The sequence below is a fragment of the Pseudomonas sp. SAR267 genome (assembly GCF_052077595.1).
Taxonomy (GTDB): Bacteria; Pseudomonadota; Gammaproteobacteria; order Pseudomonadales; family Pseudomonadaceae; genus Aquipseudomonas; species Aquipseudomonas vlassakiae.
This window is the reverse complement of sequence record NZ_JBQIHU010000001.1, coordinates 5,628,425-5,642,778: the sequence shown is the minus strand read 5'-3', so window position 1 is coordinate 5,642,778 and position 14,354 is coordinate 5,628,425. Positions and strand designations below refer to the sequence as shown.

Annotated in this window: 13 protein-coding genes and 1 pseudogene; 7 read left to right on the top strand and 7 right to left on the bottom strand. The window is 61.5% G+C overall.

The window, feature by feature from the left end:
- Window positions 1-19 precede the first annotated feature (19 nt).
- Window positions 20-1,009: an AraD1 family protein gene (gene araD1, locus ACTORR_RS26760; RefSeq protein ID WP_313365572.1), complete on the bottom strand. Its 990-nt coding sequence runs from the start codon at window positions 1,007-1,009 to the stop codon at window positions 20-22.
- Window positions 1,000-2,322, bottom strand: coding sequence for an MFS transporter (locus ACTORR_RS26755; protein ID WP_313365571.1), 1,323 nt, complete (start codon window positions 2,320-2,322; stop codon window positions 1,000-1,002). The genes araD1 and ACTORR_RS26755 overlap by 10 nt, the downstream gene beginning before the upstream one ends.
- Window positions 2,323-2,506: 184 nt before the next feature.
- Between ACTORR_RS26755 and ACTORR_RS26750 the strand changes: the two genes are divergently transcribed.
- Both ACTORR_RS26750 and ACTORR_RS26745 read left to right on the top strand, forming a co-directional pair.
- Window positions 2,507-4,240, top strand: coding sequence for an IlvD/Edd family dehydratase (locus ACTORR_RS26750; protein ID WP_054887375.1), 1,734 nt, complete (start codon window positions 2,507-2,509; stop codon window positions 4,238-4,240).
- A gap of 167 nt (window positions 4,241-4,407) precedes the next feature.
- Window positions 4,408-5,130: a FadR/GntR family transcriptional regulator gene (locus ACTORR_RS26745; RefSeq protein ID WP_054887376.1), complete on the top strand. Its 723-nt coding sequence runs from the start codon at window positions 4,408-4,410 to the stop codon at window positions 5,128-5,130.
- Window positions 5,131-5,166: 36 nt separating this feature from the next.
- On the opposite strand, the gene ACTORR_RS26740 is transcribed toward ACTORR_RS26745, so the two are convergent.
- The gene (locus ACTORR_RS26740) at window positions 5,167-5,598 is read right to left on the bottom strand and encodes a multidrug/biocide efflux PACE transporter (protein ID WP_054887377.1); all 432 of its coding nucleotides are present in this window, start codon (window positions 5,596-5,598) and stop codon (window positions 5,167-5,169) included.
- A gap of 354 nt (window positions 5,599-5,952) precedes the next feature.
- Here ACTORR_RS26740 and ACTORR_RS26735 point away from each other — a divergent pair, with 354 nt between their 5' ends.
- The 3 genes and pseudogenes from ACTORR_RS26735 (at window position 5,953) to ACTORR_RS26725 (ending at window position 8,103) form a co-directional block, all read left to right on the top strand.
- Window positions 5,953-6,723, top strand: coding sequence for an EAL domain-containing protein (locus ACTORR_RS26735; protein WP_262110167.1), 771 nt, complete (start codon window positions 5,953-5,955; stop codon window positions 6,721-6,723).
- A gap of 60 nt (window positions 6,724-6,783) precedes the next feature.
- Window positions 6,784-7,554 (top strand): annotated as a pseudogene (locus ACTORR_RS26730) (PAS domain-containing protein); the annotation flags it as partial.
- Entirely contained in the window at window positions 7,543-8,103 is a 561-nt protein-coding gene (locus ACTORR_RS26725) for a methyl-accepting chemotaxis protein (RefSeq protein WP_409521037.1), read from the top strand. The pseudogene ACTORR_RS26730 and the gene ACTORR_RS26725, both read left to right, overlap by 12 nt.
- Window positions 8,104-8,112: 9 nt before the next feature.
- Here the strand turns inward: ACTORR_RS26725 and ACTORR_RS26720 are convergent, their stop codons facing one another.
- The 4 genes from ACTORR_RS26720 to ACTORR_RS26705 form a co-directional block, all read right to left on the bottom strand.
- Entirely contained in the window at window positions 8,113-9,636 is a 1,524-nt protein-coding gene (locus ACTORR_RS26720; RefSeq protein ID WP_054887380.1) for an HAL/PAL/TAL family ammonia-lyase, read from the bottom strand.
- Between the two features lie 12 nt (window positions 9,637-9,648).
- On the bottom strand, window positions 9,649-10,482 hold the full coding sequence (locus tag ACTORR_RS26715; protein ID WP_313365207.1) for a quaternary amine ABC transporter ATP-binding protein: 834 nt from the start codon (window positions 10,480-10,482) through the stop codon (window positions 9,649-9,651).
- Complete coding sequence (locus ACTORR_RS26710) at window positions 10,479-11,330, bottom strand: ABC transporter permease (protein WP_054887382.1); 852 nt, start codon at window positions 11,328-11,330, stop codon at window positions 10,479-10,481. The genes ACTORR_RS26715 and ACTORR_RS26710 overlap by 4 nt, the downstream gene beginning before the upstream one ends.
- A 73-nt stretch (window positions 11,331-11,403) precedes the next feature.
- Entirely contained in the window at window positions 11,404-12,372 is a 969-nt protein-coding gene (locus ACTORR_RS26705; RefSeq protein ID WP_054887383.1) for an ABC transporter substrate-binding protein, read from the bottom strand.
- A gap of 173 nt (window positions 12,373-12,545) precedes the next feature.
- Here ACTORR_RS26705 and ACTORR_RS26700 point away from each other — a divergent pair, with 173 nt between their 5' ends.
- The gene (locus ACTORR_RS26700) at window positions 12,546-13,460 is read left to right on the top strand and encodes a LysR family transcriptional regulator (protein ID WP_054887384.1); all 915 of its coding nucleotides are present in this window, start codon (window positions 12,546-12,548) and stop codon (window positions 13,458-13,460) included.
- A gap of 197 nt (window positions 13,461-13,657) precedes the next feature.
- A complete protein-coding gene (locus ACTORR_RS26695; protein ID WP_054887385.1) occupies window positions 13,658-14,353 on the top strand; it encodes a 3-oxoacid CoA-transferase subunit A in 696 nt (231 codons plus the stop codon).
- The last annotated feature ends 1 nt before the right edge of the window (window position 14,354 follow it).

Here is a 14,354-nt window from a genome sequence, read left to right as displayed (position 1 = left end):
TGTGACAACGATTGAAGGCTCAAAGGCTTTTCACCAGGCCTGGGCGCACCGCGTGTTCAGAGGCAACGATGCCATTGCGCAGTGGCTCGCCGAAGGCGTCCAGGCTGACCTCGAAAGTGTCCCCCGGCCGGGCCTGGATACCGTCGGCGAACGACAGCGTGGCGGTGCCAAAATAATGCACATGGACATCGCCCGGGCGCAGGAACTGGCGGTACTTGAAGTGGTGGAACTCCAGGTTTTCGAAGCTGTGGCACATGTTCTGCTCACCGGACAGGAACGGCTTGCTCCACAGCTCCCGGCCGTCGCGCAAGATGCGGCTGCGGCCTTCCAGGTGCGCCGGCAGCGCGCCCAGGCGCAGTTCCGGGCCGAAGCTGCAGGCGCGCAACTTGGAATGCGCCAGGTACAGGTAGTTGCGCCGCTCCATTACGTGGTCGGACAACTCGTTGCCCAGCGCGTAACCCAGGCGGAACGGGGTGCCGCACTCGCCGATCACATACAGCCCGACCAGCTCCGGCTCCTCGCCGGCATCTTCGGCAAAGGCCGGCAGCGGCAAGTCGGCACCGGGGCGCACGACCATGGTGCCATCGCCCTTGTAGAACCACTCCGGTTGCACGCCCTGCTCGCCTGCGGGCGGCCGCCCGCTTTCAAGGCCCCACTGGAACATGCGCATGCTGTCGGTGACGGCACCCTCGGCCTGCTGCTGGTGCATCTTGTCGCGGGTGGCGGCGCTGCCCAGGTGAGTCAGGCCGGTGCCGGTGACCAGGCAGTGCGCCGGGTCTTCGTGGTCCAGAGGTGGCAGCACTCGGCCTTCGGCCAGGAGCGCCAGGTAGTCATGGCCCTCGCCCAGGCCCGCGGTTCGTACCTGGCTGACCAGGTCGCGGCCTGCCGCTATGGCCTGCAGCGCCAGTTGGCGGGTGCTGCTCACGCCGCTGATTTCCAGGGCGCGCTTGCCTTCCACCACGCCGACCCGGCGCTGGCCGGCGGCAGTTTCGAATTGGATCAGTCGCATGCTTGTGCTCGCTTGTCGGTTGCAATGTTCACGGATGCCTGGCGCTGGCGGCGCTCGAGGCGGTTATAGACGACACCGGTCAGCACCAGCCCGAACAGCATCATCACGGCCAGGAAGTACAGGCCCGAGGACAGCTGGCCGGTGTGTTCCTTGAGCGCGCCGATGCCGAACGGGCCGAGGTAGCCGCCGAGGTTGCCGATCGAGTTGATCAGGGCGATGCCGGCCGCCGCGCTGGCGCCGGAAAAGAAACGTCCAGGCAAGGTCCAGAAAATCGCCGTGCAAGAGAACAGCGCGAAAGCCACCAGGCACAACGCGGCCAGCTGCATCGCCGGCACGGTCAGCCAGGCGCTGAGAAACAGCCCCGTTGCGCCCAAGGCATACAGCAAGCCCAGGTGGCCATAGCGGTCGTTGAGACGGTCGGAGCTGCGCGGGATGATCAACAGGCCGATGATGCCGAACAGGTACGGCACTGCCGAAACGAAGCCAGTCACCAGGTCACTGCCACCGAACTGGTGGATCAGCGTCGGCAGCCACAGGCCCAAGCCATAGATGCTCAAGGTCACTGGCAGGTAGAACAGCGCCAGCAGCAGCACCCGGCCATCCTTCAGGGCGTGCAGCGGGTTGCCGTGGCGGGTCTGGCCGAACGCACGCTGGTCTTCGGCCAACTGCTCCTTGAGCCAGCTGCGCTGCGCATCATCCAGCCAGCGCACCTTGTCCGGGCCGTCCGGCAGCAGGCGCAGGGTCGGCCAGGCCAACAACACGGCGGGTGCGCCGATGCAGACGAACAGCCACTGCCAGCCATGCAGGCCCAGGTTGCCATCCAGGCCCAGCAAGGCGCCCGACAGTGGCCCGGTGATCAGCATCGCCAGCGGTTGCGACAGGATGAAGAAGCCAAGGATCTTGCCGCGATGGCGCACCGGGTACCAATGGGTGATGTAGTACAGCACGCCAGGGAAGAACCCTGCCTCCGCCGCGCCGAGCAGAAAGCGCATCACGTAGAAGCCGCTGGGCCCGGTGACGAACGCCATGCCGACGGTGATCGCACCCCAGGTCAGCAGGATGCGGGCAAACCAGCGCCGTGCGCCGAAGCGATCGAGCAGCAGGTTGCTGGGGACTTCGAACAGAAAATAGCCGATGAAGAACAGCCCGGCGCCCAGGCCGTAGGCCGCATCACCGAGGCCGATGTCGGCACCCATGTGCAGCTTGGCAAAGCCCACCGCCGAACGATCGACGTAGGCCACCAGGTAAAGCAGGACCAGAAAAGGGATGAGTTTCAGGGTGATCAGGCGGACGAGCCGCTGCTCCTGGATCATGGCGAGGTCTCCGATTGTTCTTGTAATGGGGACAGCACATGGCCGGGGTTTCATGGGCAGACCTCCGGCGCGGTGATATGAGCATATAGTATTACTATTTAAATCAACAAGCCTTCAAAATGATGATTTTTAGCGATAGAGTCGAAGCATAACGACAAATAGTAATACCAATAAGGTGTCCGTCATGTCTGATAGCAAACGCCCCCTGCGCTCCGCCCAATGGTTCGGCACCGCCGACAAGAACGGCTTCATGTACCGCAGCTGGATGAAGAACCAGGGCATTCCCGACCATGAGTTTCAGGGCAAGCCGATCATCGGCATCTGCAACACCTGGTCCGAGCTGACCCCGTGCAACGCGCACTTTCGCAAGATTGCCGAGCATGTGAAGAAAGGCGTGCTGGAGGCCGGCGGCTTCCCGGTGGAGTTCCCGGTGTTCTCCAGCGGCGAGTCCAACCTGCGCCCCACCGCGATGCTCACCCGCAACCTGGCGAGCATGGACGTGGAAGAAGCCATTCGTGGCAACCCGGTAGACGCCGTGGTGCTGCTGACTGGCTGCGACAAGACCACCCCGGCCCTGCTGATGGGCGCCGCCAGCTGCGACGTGCCGGCGATCGTGGTCACCGGCGGGCCGATGCTCAACGGCAAGCACAAGGGCCGCGACATCGGCGCCGGCACCATCGTCTGGCAAATGCACGAGGCCTACAAAGCCGGGCAGATCGACCTCAACGAGTTCCTTTCGGCCGAAGCTGGCATGTCGCGTTCGGCAGGCACCTGCAACACCATGGGCACCGCTTCGACCATGGCCTGCATGGCCGAGGCCCTGGGGACCTCGCTGCCGCACAATGCGGCGATCCCGGCGGTGGACTCGCGCCGTTACGTGCTCGCTCACCTGTCGGGCATGCGCATCGTCGAGATGGTCAACGAAGACCTGCGCCTGTCGAAGATTCTTACCCGCGAAGCCTTCGAGAATGCCATCCGCGTCAACGCCGCCATTGGTGGCTCGACCAATGCGGTGATCCACTTGAAAGCCATCGCCGGGCGCATCGGCGTCGACCTGCAACTGGAAGACTGGACCCGCGTCGGCCGCGGCACGCCGACCCTGGTCGATCTGCAGCCGTCCGGGCGCTTCCTGATGGAAGAGTTCTACTATGCCGGTGGCCTGCCTGCCGTGATCCGTCGCCTGGGCGAGCACAACCTGCTGCCCCACCCCAGCGCGCTGACCGCCAATGGCAAGAGCCTGTGGCACAACTGCCAGAGCGCACCGCTGTATGACGAAGCGGTCATCCGGCCGATCGACAAGCCGCTGGTGGCCGACGGCGGCATCTGCATCCTGCGCGGCAACCTCGCCCCCAAAGGCGCGGTGCTCAAGCCCTCGGCGGCAACCCCCGAACTGATGCGCCACCGTGGCCGTGCGGTGGTGTTCGAGAACTTCGAAGACTACAAGGCGCGCATCAACGACCCGGCGCTGGAGGTCGACGCCAGCTCGGTGCTGGTGATGAAGCATTGCGGCCCGAAGGGTTACCCGGGCATGGCCGAAGTCGGCAACATGGGCTTGCCAGCCAAGCTGCTGGCCCAGGGCGTGACCGACATGGTGCGCATCTCCGACGCGCGCATGAGCGGCACGGCGTATGGCACCGTGGTCCTGCATGTGGCGCCTGAAGCTGCGGCGGGTGGGCCGTTGGCGGCGGTACGCGAAGGTGACTGGATCGAGCTGGACTGTCATGAGGGCCGCCTGCACCTGGATATTTCCGAGGCGGAACTGGCCGGCCGCCTGGCAGATCTGCAGGTGCCGCAGCCGTTGATCAGCGGAGGCTATGCGAAGTTGTACATCGACCATGTGATGCAGGCCGATGAAGGTTGTGACTTCGACTTTCTGGTGGGCTGCCGAGGCTCTGCTGTGCCCAAGCACTCCCACTGAGCCTGCACTGGCACTGTGCGGGAGCGGGCATGCCCGCGAAGCAAGCAGCGCGGTGCGTGGCACCGGCTTTGCCGGTGTTCGCGGGCCTGCCCGCTGCCACAGGGGCCGGTACAGCTTGACTGATGCTATGATGCCCACCCCGCTCCGATGGACCGCCAGCACCCCACATGAACTACCGCCAGCCCACCACGCGCAAGAGCATGCACGCCACCCTGGTCCAGGACCTCGGCCTGCAGATCGTATCCGGCCAGCTCCAGCCGGGGCAGAAACTGCCCGCCGAAGCCAGCCTGTGCGAGGCCTATGCGATCAGCCGGCCGGTGTTCCGTGAAGCGATGCGCGCCCTCACCGCCAAGGGCCTGATCGAAGCCCGCCCCCGTGTCGGCACCTTGGTGCGCCCGCGCCACGCCTGGCACATGCTCGACCCCGACGTGCTGCACTGGCTGATGCAGGCTACGCCGCAGCAAGAGTTTTTCAACACCCTGTCCAGCGTGCGTTGGGTCATCGAACCTGCCGCCGCCGCACTGGCCGCGACCAATGCCAGCGCCGAGGATGTCGCCTCGATCAGCGAGGCCTATCAGCGCATGGAAGCCGCACGCACCCACGAAGAGCGCCTGCAGCCGGACCTGGACTTCCACGCGCGTATCGCCGACGCCACCCACAACGACCTGCTCGCCTACCTGTGCAACATGCTCTCGCTGGCCCTTCGCGAGTCGGTGCGCTACTCCAACCAGCGCCCCAACTTCGACGAACTGGCCCTGCCGCGGCACAAGGCGATCCTCACGGCTATCCAGAACGGTGACGCCCTCGGCGCCCGGCATGCTTCGCTGGTGCAACTGGAAGATGCCCGGGTTGCGTTGAGCAAGGTGCTCGGCCAGGACCCGATCGGCTAGGCCTCACCGCCGCTGCAAGCAAGCACTTCTGAGACCTCAGGCCACGGCTCGGCGCTGCATGATGAAGTACCGGGCCCGGTCGAACGCCCAGTTGTACACCACGGTGTAGGGCAAGATGATCACGAAGAAGCCCAGCTCGACCATGAACGCCTGCAGCAGCGAGATCTCCAGCATCCAGGCCGCCACCGGCAGGCACCAGACCACCAGGCCCGCCTCGAAGCCCAGACCATGGACGAGGCGCGCCGGGGCTTTCCACTGAATGCGAGGCGTCGCCACGAAGCGGTCGACGAGCGCGTTGTAGACCATGTTCCAGGCCATTGCGATCAGCGACAGCGTGACCGCCAGGGTACCGGCCGTGGCCAGCGACTTGCCCATGATCCACGAGAGCAAGGGCGCACACAGCAGCACGGCGAAGATTTCATAGCCGACGGCATGGACCATGCGTTCGGTGAAAGAGACTTTGTTCATGGCAGATTCCAACATGTGGTTACGTGGCCCCATTTTCTTTGATGGAACAGATGCTTGCGATATAGCTCCCATCAGTTTTATCAATACCAAAGCGCGCTGAGGGACCCGTAAGTGCAATGGCGTCGCCGCACCGCCCCCAAAGTTGTACAGCCTCAGGCACAGAAGCCCACAAAGACCTCGATATGGCTTTTTTGTCACCCGATTTGGCTGATACACCGCCTTACGTACGAAAAATAATTGTACAAACAGCTTTCCTTGTACAAGTATTGGGGCAATACTTCGTCTCAGGGAGCGTGCAAGCACCTCCAGGACATCGGCACGGAGCCATACCACCGCCCCACACGAGGTGCCAGCTTGTCTACAGAACTCATACCCGTCACGGCTCAGCGGCCCCACGGTTGCCGCAACTGCAAGGACAATCGCGGCTTTGATGTCGATTTCACCATGGCCTTTCAACCGATTGTAAATACCTTCAACAACACTGTATTCGGCTATGAATCTCTGGTGCGCGGCACAGACGGAGCGGGTGCCAAATCCATTTTGGACAAGGTCAATGAGTCTAATCGATACCGCTTCGATCAAGCATGCCGAGTCAAAGCCGTTGAATTAGCCGCAAAAGCCAGCGTTCAAAATTTTTTAAGCATCAATTTTTTACCCAACGCGGTCTATCAAGCAGACGCCTGCATACGCACCACACTGGAGGCCGCCGAGACATTCGGATTCCCGATTGATCGAATCATCTTCGAAGTCACTGAAGGCGAGAGCATCCGTGACAAATCTCATATCAAGAACATCATGAGCTCTTACAGGAAGCAGGGTTTCAAAACGGCTATCGATGATTTCGGCGCCGGCTACTCTGGACTCAACTTACTTGCCGATTTTCAGCCGGACATCATAAAAATCGACATGGATCTCATCCGAGGGATTCAGCACAGCAAAGCCAAAAGAGTGATAACCCATGGAATCGTAACGATATCCAAGGGGCTCGGCATCGAGGTCATCGCCGAAGGCGTAGAAACCTTGGAAGAATTGACGACACTGCAAGACATTGGCGTCAACTTATTTCAAGGGTACTTTTTCGCCAAGCCCGCGATCGAAACCCTCCCCCGTATTAGTTGGCCTTAGCCACGACATCGATGACACAGAAGCACCGAGCCCAAAATCAAAGCAGCACTAGGAAAGCTTATGTTTAATACTCGATTAAAGCTCGAACTTGAACATGCCTCATCGGCGTTAAGGTACACGGAGGCAAGAACGCGCGCCATCGACCTGTCCAACCTGGTGATGGCGCTTACACCGAACGGCACCATCATCAGCGCCAACCAGAACTTGCTACATGCGCTGGATTACCGTCAAGACGAACTGATTGGAAAGCATCACACCCTGCTCGCCCCGAAGGATGACACCCCTACAGGTATAAATAGCGACCTTTGGACAAAATTGCGCAGAGGTGAGTATGTTCGCGATCGGTTTGCGCTCTGTAATAAAGCGGGAACGAAAGTATGGATGGAAGCGAGCTACAATCCGATTCTCCGCTCAGATGGCGGCGTAGAAGAGATCCTGATGCTCGCGACCGTTGTAACAGACCGGGTAAAGATTGAGCAAGAGCAAAGGGGTGTAATAGACGCCATCCATCGCGCCATGGCCATTGTCTCGTTCGACCTGAACGGGCACCTCATTGAAGCCAATCAAAACTTTCTGCGCACATTCAAATATGAAGTAAAAGATATCCAGGGCAAGCATCACCGACTGTTTTGCACGCCGCAGGAAGCGGACTCGGCTGAATACCAACAATTCTGGAAACGGCTGAACGCAGGTGAGTTTTTCTCTGGCCGCTTCCAGCGAGTTGACCGGCACGGCAATACCGTCTGGCTGAGCGCGACTTACAACCCGGTCTTCGATACCGAGAACAGGCTGTACAAAATTGTCAAATTTGCTCGCGACATAACACCTCAAGTCAACCACCAACACGCTGAATCAGCGGCTGCCGCGCTGGCTTATGAAATCGCCCACAACACCGACCGCAGCGCTCACGAGGGCGCACTTATCGTTCGGCAAACCATCGCCACGGTGCGAGAAATTGCCGATGAGCTTTCCAAAGCCGGGGAGCAGATTCAGGCAGTCAACAGGCAATCCGAAGCCATCACCCGCATCATTCAAACCATACGCGAGGTTGCCGAGCAAACAAACCTCTTGGCCCTGAATGCAGCGATTGAAGCGGCCCGAGCGGGAGAGCACGGCAGGGGTTTTTCCGTGGTAGCAGACGAAGTTCGCAAGTTGGCAGTGCGTACCGCCCAAGCAACAACGGAGATCAAGGATGTGGTAAAGCGAAACCATGATCTCTCCCTCGTCGCTGTTCAGGGCATGCAGAAAAGTCTTGGTAAAGCCGACCTCGGCGTCGAAATGGTTGGCCAGGCGGGACAGGTGATCGAGGACATTCAAAGCGGAGCGCGCCAAGTCGTGGAGGCCGTCAAGCTGTTCAGCAACGCTGTGGAACACTCATGACAGCCCACGTCATAGCAACCCGGGGAAGGCAGCATCCAGCAGCCCTGGCTCCTTCAGGATCGCGGCACTGCTGACGATATCCGGGGCCAGCCATCGGTCCTGGACATAGGCCGGCACCCGCTCGCGCAGCAAGCGCCAGGCAACCTCCGTCCCTGCCCCAAAACGCTGCTCCTTGAGGAACTCGAATGCCTGGGCCGCCAACAGGTACTCGATGGCAAGGATCTGCGTGCAGTTCTCCAAGGCGCGGTGCAGCTTCAACCCGGCATTGGTGCCCATGCTCAAGTGATCCTCCTGCAGCCCGGAGGTGACGTAGTTGTCGATGACAGCCGGTTGCGCCAACTGGCGGTTTTCCGCACACAGGGAAGCGGCCACGTACTGGACAATCATCATGCCCGAATTCACCCCGGGCTGGCTGACCAGGAACGCCGGCAAGCCACTGACCAACGGGTTGATCAGGCGGTCGAGCCGGCGCTCGGCAATCGCCCCGATCTCGGCTACCGCGATGGCCAGCAAGTCAGCCGCCATGGCCACCGACTGGCCGTGCGGGTTCGCCTGGGAAACCACTCGATAGGACTCGGGCGTACCCAGCAACATCGGGTTATCGGTCGTGGAATTGAGTTCGGTTTCAATCTGCCGCGCAGCGTGGGCCAACTGATCGCGGGCGGCGCCATGAACCTGCGGGATCGAACGAATGCTCAAGGCATCCTGGGTGCGGATGCCATGGCTGCTGGCAATGACTTCGCTGCCGTCAAGCAGGCGGCGCAAGTTGCTGCCCACACGCTGCATGCCGGGGTGCGGTTTGAGCGCGATGACTTGCGCGTCGAACGCATCGAGTTGGCCACGCAGGGCTTCGAAGCTCATTGCACCGATCACGTCCGCCCATTGGCTCAACCGCGTGGCGTCATCCAGAGACAGGCAGCTCAGGCCGGTCATGCACGGGGTGCCGTTGACCAGGCACAGGCCATCCTTGGCGCCCAGCCTGACCGGCGCCAGGCCAACCTCGGCCAAGGCTTGCTGCGCAGGTACGATCTGACCGCGATAGCTGACCTGGCCGACGCCCAGCAAGCTGATGCTGATATGGGCCATGTGGGTCAGATATCCCACCGACCCCTGCTTCGGAACCTGTGGGGTAATGTGCTGATTGAGCAGTGTCAGCAGCGCCTCGACCACCTTGCGTTGCAGGCCGGAACGGCCCTGGCTGAAATTGATGACCGCCGCGCACATGATCGCCCGGGTCTGTTCATCCGACAGCGCTGCCCCCACGCCGCAGGCATGGCTGAGCAGGGTATTGCGCGACAACTGGCTGAGCTGTTCGTCTTGCAATGAGACATTGCACAAGGCGCCAAGCCCGGTGTTGACACCATAGGCGCGTTCACCGCTGGCAACGATGCGCTGGACAATCGCCTGGGCGTTGTCGATCCGCGCCCAGGCCGAGGGCGCCAGCTCGAGCCTGGCGCCATGCCGCGCCACGGCCACCACGTCCTGCCAGTGAACAGGCGCATCGGCGATGATGATTTTTTTGGCAAACGACATACACGCAATTCCTTAAAGCGAAGCTACGCGGCGCTGCACGAAACGATCGACGTATTCGTCCGCAGGCTGATAGAGGATTTCCTTCGGCGTGCCGACCTGGATCAGGCGACCGTCTTTGAGAATGGCAATCCGGTTGCCGATACGCACCGCTTCATCGAGGTCGTGAGTGATGAAGACGATGGTCTTGTGCAGGGTCTTCTGCAGCTCCAGCAGCTGGTCCTGCATTTCGGCGCGAATCAGCGGGTCGAGCGCACTGAAGGCTTCGTCCATGAGGATGATGTCAGTGTCGGCGGCCAAGGCACGGGCCAGGCCGACGCGCTGGCGCATCCCGCCCGACAACTGGTGCGGGTACGATTTTTCATACCCCTTCAAGCCCACGGTGTTGATCCAGTTCAGGGCTCGCTCAGTGCACGTGGCCTTGTTCTCGCCACGGACTTTCAGGCCATAGGCGACGTTGTCCAGCACGCTGCGGTGCGGCAGCAGGCCGAAGCTCTGGAACACCATGCTGATCTTGTGTCGGCGGAATTCCCGCAGGGCCGGCAGGTCGTATTGCAGGATGTCCTCGCCATCGACCAGGATCTGGCCACTGGTGGGGTCGATCAGGCGGTTGAAGTGGCGCACCAGGGTTGATTTGCCCGAGCCCGACAGCCCCATGATCACGAAGATCTCACCGCTGCCGATGGACAACGAAAGGTCGTTGACGCCAACCACACAGCCGGTTTCGGCCAGCACCTGGTCCTTGGCCTTCTTCTGGCGGATCAGTGCCAGGGCCTCCTCGGCGCGCGCCCCGAAAATCTTGAAGACGTTCTTCACTTCGATCTTGTTCATCATCTGCTTGGCGCTCATTTGCCCACCCCATGCCGTGGCCGGCCATAAGCCTGGGTAATACGGTCGATCACGACCGCCAGAATCACAATGGCCAGGCCCGCTTCCAGGCCACGGCCGACGTTGAGGGTCTGAATGCCGACCAGGACGTCTTCACCCAGGCCACGGGCCCCGATCATCGACGCGATGACCACCATCGACAGGGCCATCATGGTGGTCTGGTTGATACCTGCCATGATGCTCGGCAACGCCAGGGGCAGTTGCACGCCGAACAGCTGCTGCAGGCGATTGGCGCCGAAGGCATTGATTGCCTCCATCACTTCGCCATCCACCTGGCGAATCCCCAGATCGGTCAAGCGGATCAGTGGCGGGGCGGCATAGATGACGGTGGCAAAGATCGCTGGCACCTTGCCCAGGCCGAACAGCATCAGCACCGGGATCAGGTACACGAAGCTGGGCATGGTCTGCATGATGTCGAGCAGCGGCATCAACACCGCCCGCAGGCGGTCGTTGCGCGCCGACAGGATCCCCAGCGGAATGCCCACCAGCACCGAGATCAGCGTGGCCACCAGCATCAGCGCCAGGGTCTGCATCAGCTTGTCCCAGAGGCCTACCGCACCGACCAGGAACAGCAAGCCGACGATCACGGCGGTGGCCGCGACCTTGCGGGTGGCGTGCCAGGCAATACCCGCGACGATGGCCAGCACCAGCCACCAAGGGGTCGCGCGCAGCAGGCCTTCGAGGTTGACGATGGCCCACAACAGGGTGTCGGAGACGTGCCGGAACACATCGCCGTAGTTGCTTACCAGCGCATCGACCCAGCCATTGACCCAGTCGGCAATGGAGAACGTGAAGTTTTTGGGAAACATGGAATTGTCTCGAGCAAGTGCATGGAGCGGACCGACGTGGGTTTATCCGGCAAGCGCCGGACGCCCCCCGCTTTCAGAGTGCCGCATCGACCTTCTTGGCTGCGTCTTCGCTGACCCAGCTGTGCCAGACTTCGGGGTGTTCCTTGAGGAACAACCTGGCCAGCTCCGGCGACTCGATACGGTCTTTGCTCATGCGCGCCAGGTTCTGGTTCAGCAGGTCGATCGGCAGATTGACCTTTTCCAGTACCGCCACCAGTTCCGGCGCCTGCTCGTGGAAGGCCTTGGACACCCCCACCTTGATGGTCACGGATTTGTCCACGCCGGGCTTCTCGTCCAGCTTGACCAGGTCGGCCTGGCCCATCAACGGCGTCGGTGACCAGTAGTAGAACAGGATCGGCTCACCACGCTTGTAGCTCGACAGCACGGCGGCATCCAGCGCCGGGCCGGTGCCCGGGCGGAAGTTGGTATAGGTGTTCTCCAGGCCGTATTGCTTGAGCATTTCGCTGTTGTCCAGCTCACAGGTCCAGCCGGCCGGGCAATTGTAGAAGCGCCCCTTGTCCGGTTCTTCCGGGTCCTGGAAGACCTGAGCGTATTGCCCCAGGTCGGCGATGCGCTTGAGGTTGGGTGCCTTGGCTTCGAGTTTGCGCCTGGCATCGCCTTCGATCACATAACGCGGCACGTACCAGCCCTCGACCGCGCCTACCACCGGGGCGCCGACGCCGACGACCTTGCCGGCAGCCGCAGCCTTGTTCCATACCTCGCTGCGCCCTACCCATTCTTCGGCGAACACCTGGATATCGTTGCTGCTCAGGGCGTTCTCCATGGAGATGGAGTTACCCGGCAGGCTATCGGTATCGCAGCCGTAACCGTTTTTCAGCACGAACTGCATCACGTCGGTGAGCAGCATCCCGCTTTCCCAGTTCAAACCGGCGAATTTGACCGGTTTGCCAGACTCGCACCAGTTGGCGGCCTGGCTGCCGCCAGCGCACGCCAGCAACCCGAGAGAGAGTGTCGTGGTCAGCAGAGCCTTTGTAATTGTCATTGTGACGCTCCCAAACAAGAACATTGATTGCAGTATTCGAGGGCATCCGGCCCAAAGAGGGACGCCAGCCTGGCTGGCGTGCCGTCCTTGGTGAGCACTGCGCAGGAGAAATATTTCACAATGTAAAAAAAGGATAAAATAATAAGTGCTGATGCATCACAAAGGAAAAACCTATGAAGTTCACACTGCGCCAACTGCGCTATGCGCTCGCAGCGGCCAAGCATGGAAACCTGACGGCTGCGGCCATGGAACTGCATGTTTCACAACCCTCCATCTCGGCCGCCATCACCGAGCTGGAGGAGGTGCTGGGGCAATCGATCTTCATCCGCCAACGGGGCCTGGGCATATCGCTGACACCCTTCGGTCGCACAGTCATGGTCCAGGCCCGTCGCGTGCTGGCAGAGGCGCAGACCTTTGCCGAAATCAATGCCAATGCAGGTGAGTGCGTCGGCGAACTGGTGGTCGGCTGTTTCGAAGACCTGGCGCCCTATTGCCTGCCGCAAATCGTGCGGCGGATGCAGGAGTCCTGCCCAAGGGTCACGGTCGACATGCGCGATGGCAGCTTCGATTTCGTGGGCAAGCGGCTCAGTGAAGGGGCGATAGAACTGGCGATCACCTACGACCTGGGTTTGCCGCCGAACACCCACTGCACTCAGCTGTGTGAGCTGACCGCTCAGGTACTGCTGGCGGCCGATCACCCTTTGGCCAGGCAGCCGCGCGTCAGCCTCAAGGCATTGGCGCAATACACCCTGGTGGTCACCGATCAGGCGCAAAGTTGGCAGCATGTGCTGGACCTGTTCAGCTTCTACGACCTGTCACCGGCCGTTGTGCACCGTGTGCGCACCTTCGAGCTGCAGCGTAGCCTCGTCGCCAATGGCTTTGGCGTGGCGCTGATCTATACCCGGCCTTTTGGTGACCGCAGCTACGATGGGCAAGCGCTGGTCTGCCGGCCGACCGAGGAGAAGCTGCCCACCCACAGCATCGTTCTGGCGCATGACCAGCGCTATCCGCTGACGCCTTCGGCCGAGGCGTTCAAGGCGCTGGCGGTGGCCTGGTTCGCCGAGCGGCCGTCGTTTGCATCGGAGTGAATGCCAGGGAGCCGGGCCGCTCAGAAATCGCACAACAGTTCGGTAATCGCACAAATTCCTCTCCACCCTCTCTACTGTTTCACGCTATTGCGGCACGCTATGGGCAGTCAGCACACAACGCCAACGCGCTGCATGGCCCCACCGCGTCAACGCGGCAGGTCGACAATTCATACTCCAGGAAGAACCAGGAGCTCGCTGTGATCAATAAAACGTTTGAGTCCATCGCCAGCGCGGTGGAAGGGATTACCGACGGTTCGACCATCATGGTCGGTGGCTTCGGCACCGCCGGGATGCCGTCCGAACTCATTGATGGCCTGATCGCCACCGGTGCCCGCGACCTGACCATCATCAGCAACAACGCCGGCAACGGCGAGATCGGCCTGGCCGCTCTGCTGATGGCCGGCAGCGTGCGCAAGGTAATCTGCTCCTTCCCGCGCCAGTCCGACTCCTACGTGTTCGACGAACTGTACCGTGCCGGCAAGATCGAACTGGAAGTGGTGCCACAAGGCAACCTGGCGGAGCGCATCCGCGCCGCGGGTTCGGGCATCGGGGCGTTTTTCTCGCCGACCGGCTATGGCACCCTGCTCGCCGAAGGCAAGGAAACCCGTGAAATCGACGGCCGCATGTACGTGCTGGAAATGCCACTGCACGCCGACTTTGCACTGATCAAGGCGCACAAGGGTGACCGCTGGGGCAACCTGGTCTACCGCAAGGCCGCGCGCAACTTCGGCCCGATCATGGCCATGGCGGCCAAGACCGCCATCGCCCAGGTCGACCAGGTCGTCGAGCTCGGTGAACTGGACCCGGAGCACATCATCACCCCGGGTATTTTCGTCCAGCGCGTGGTCGCCGTTTCCGGCGCTGCCGCTTCTTCGATCGCCAACGCTGTCTGAG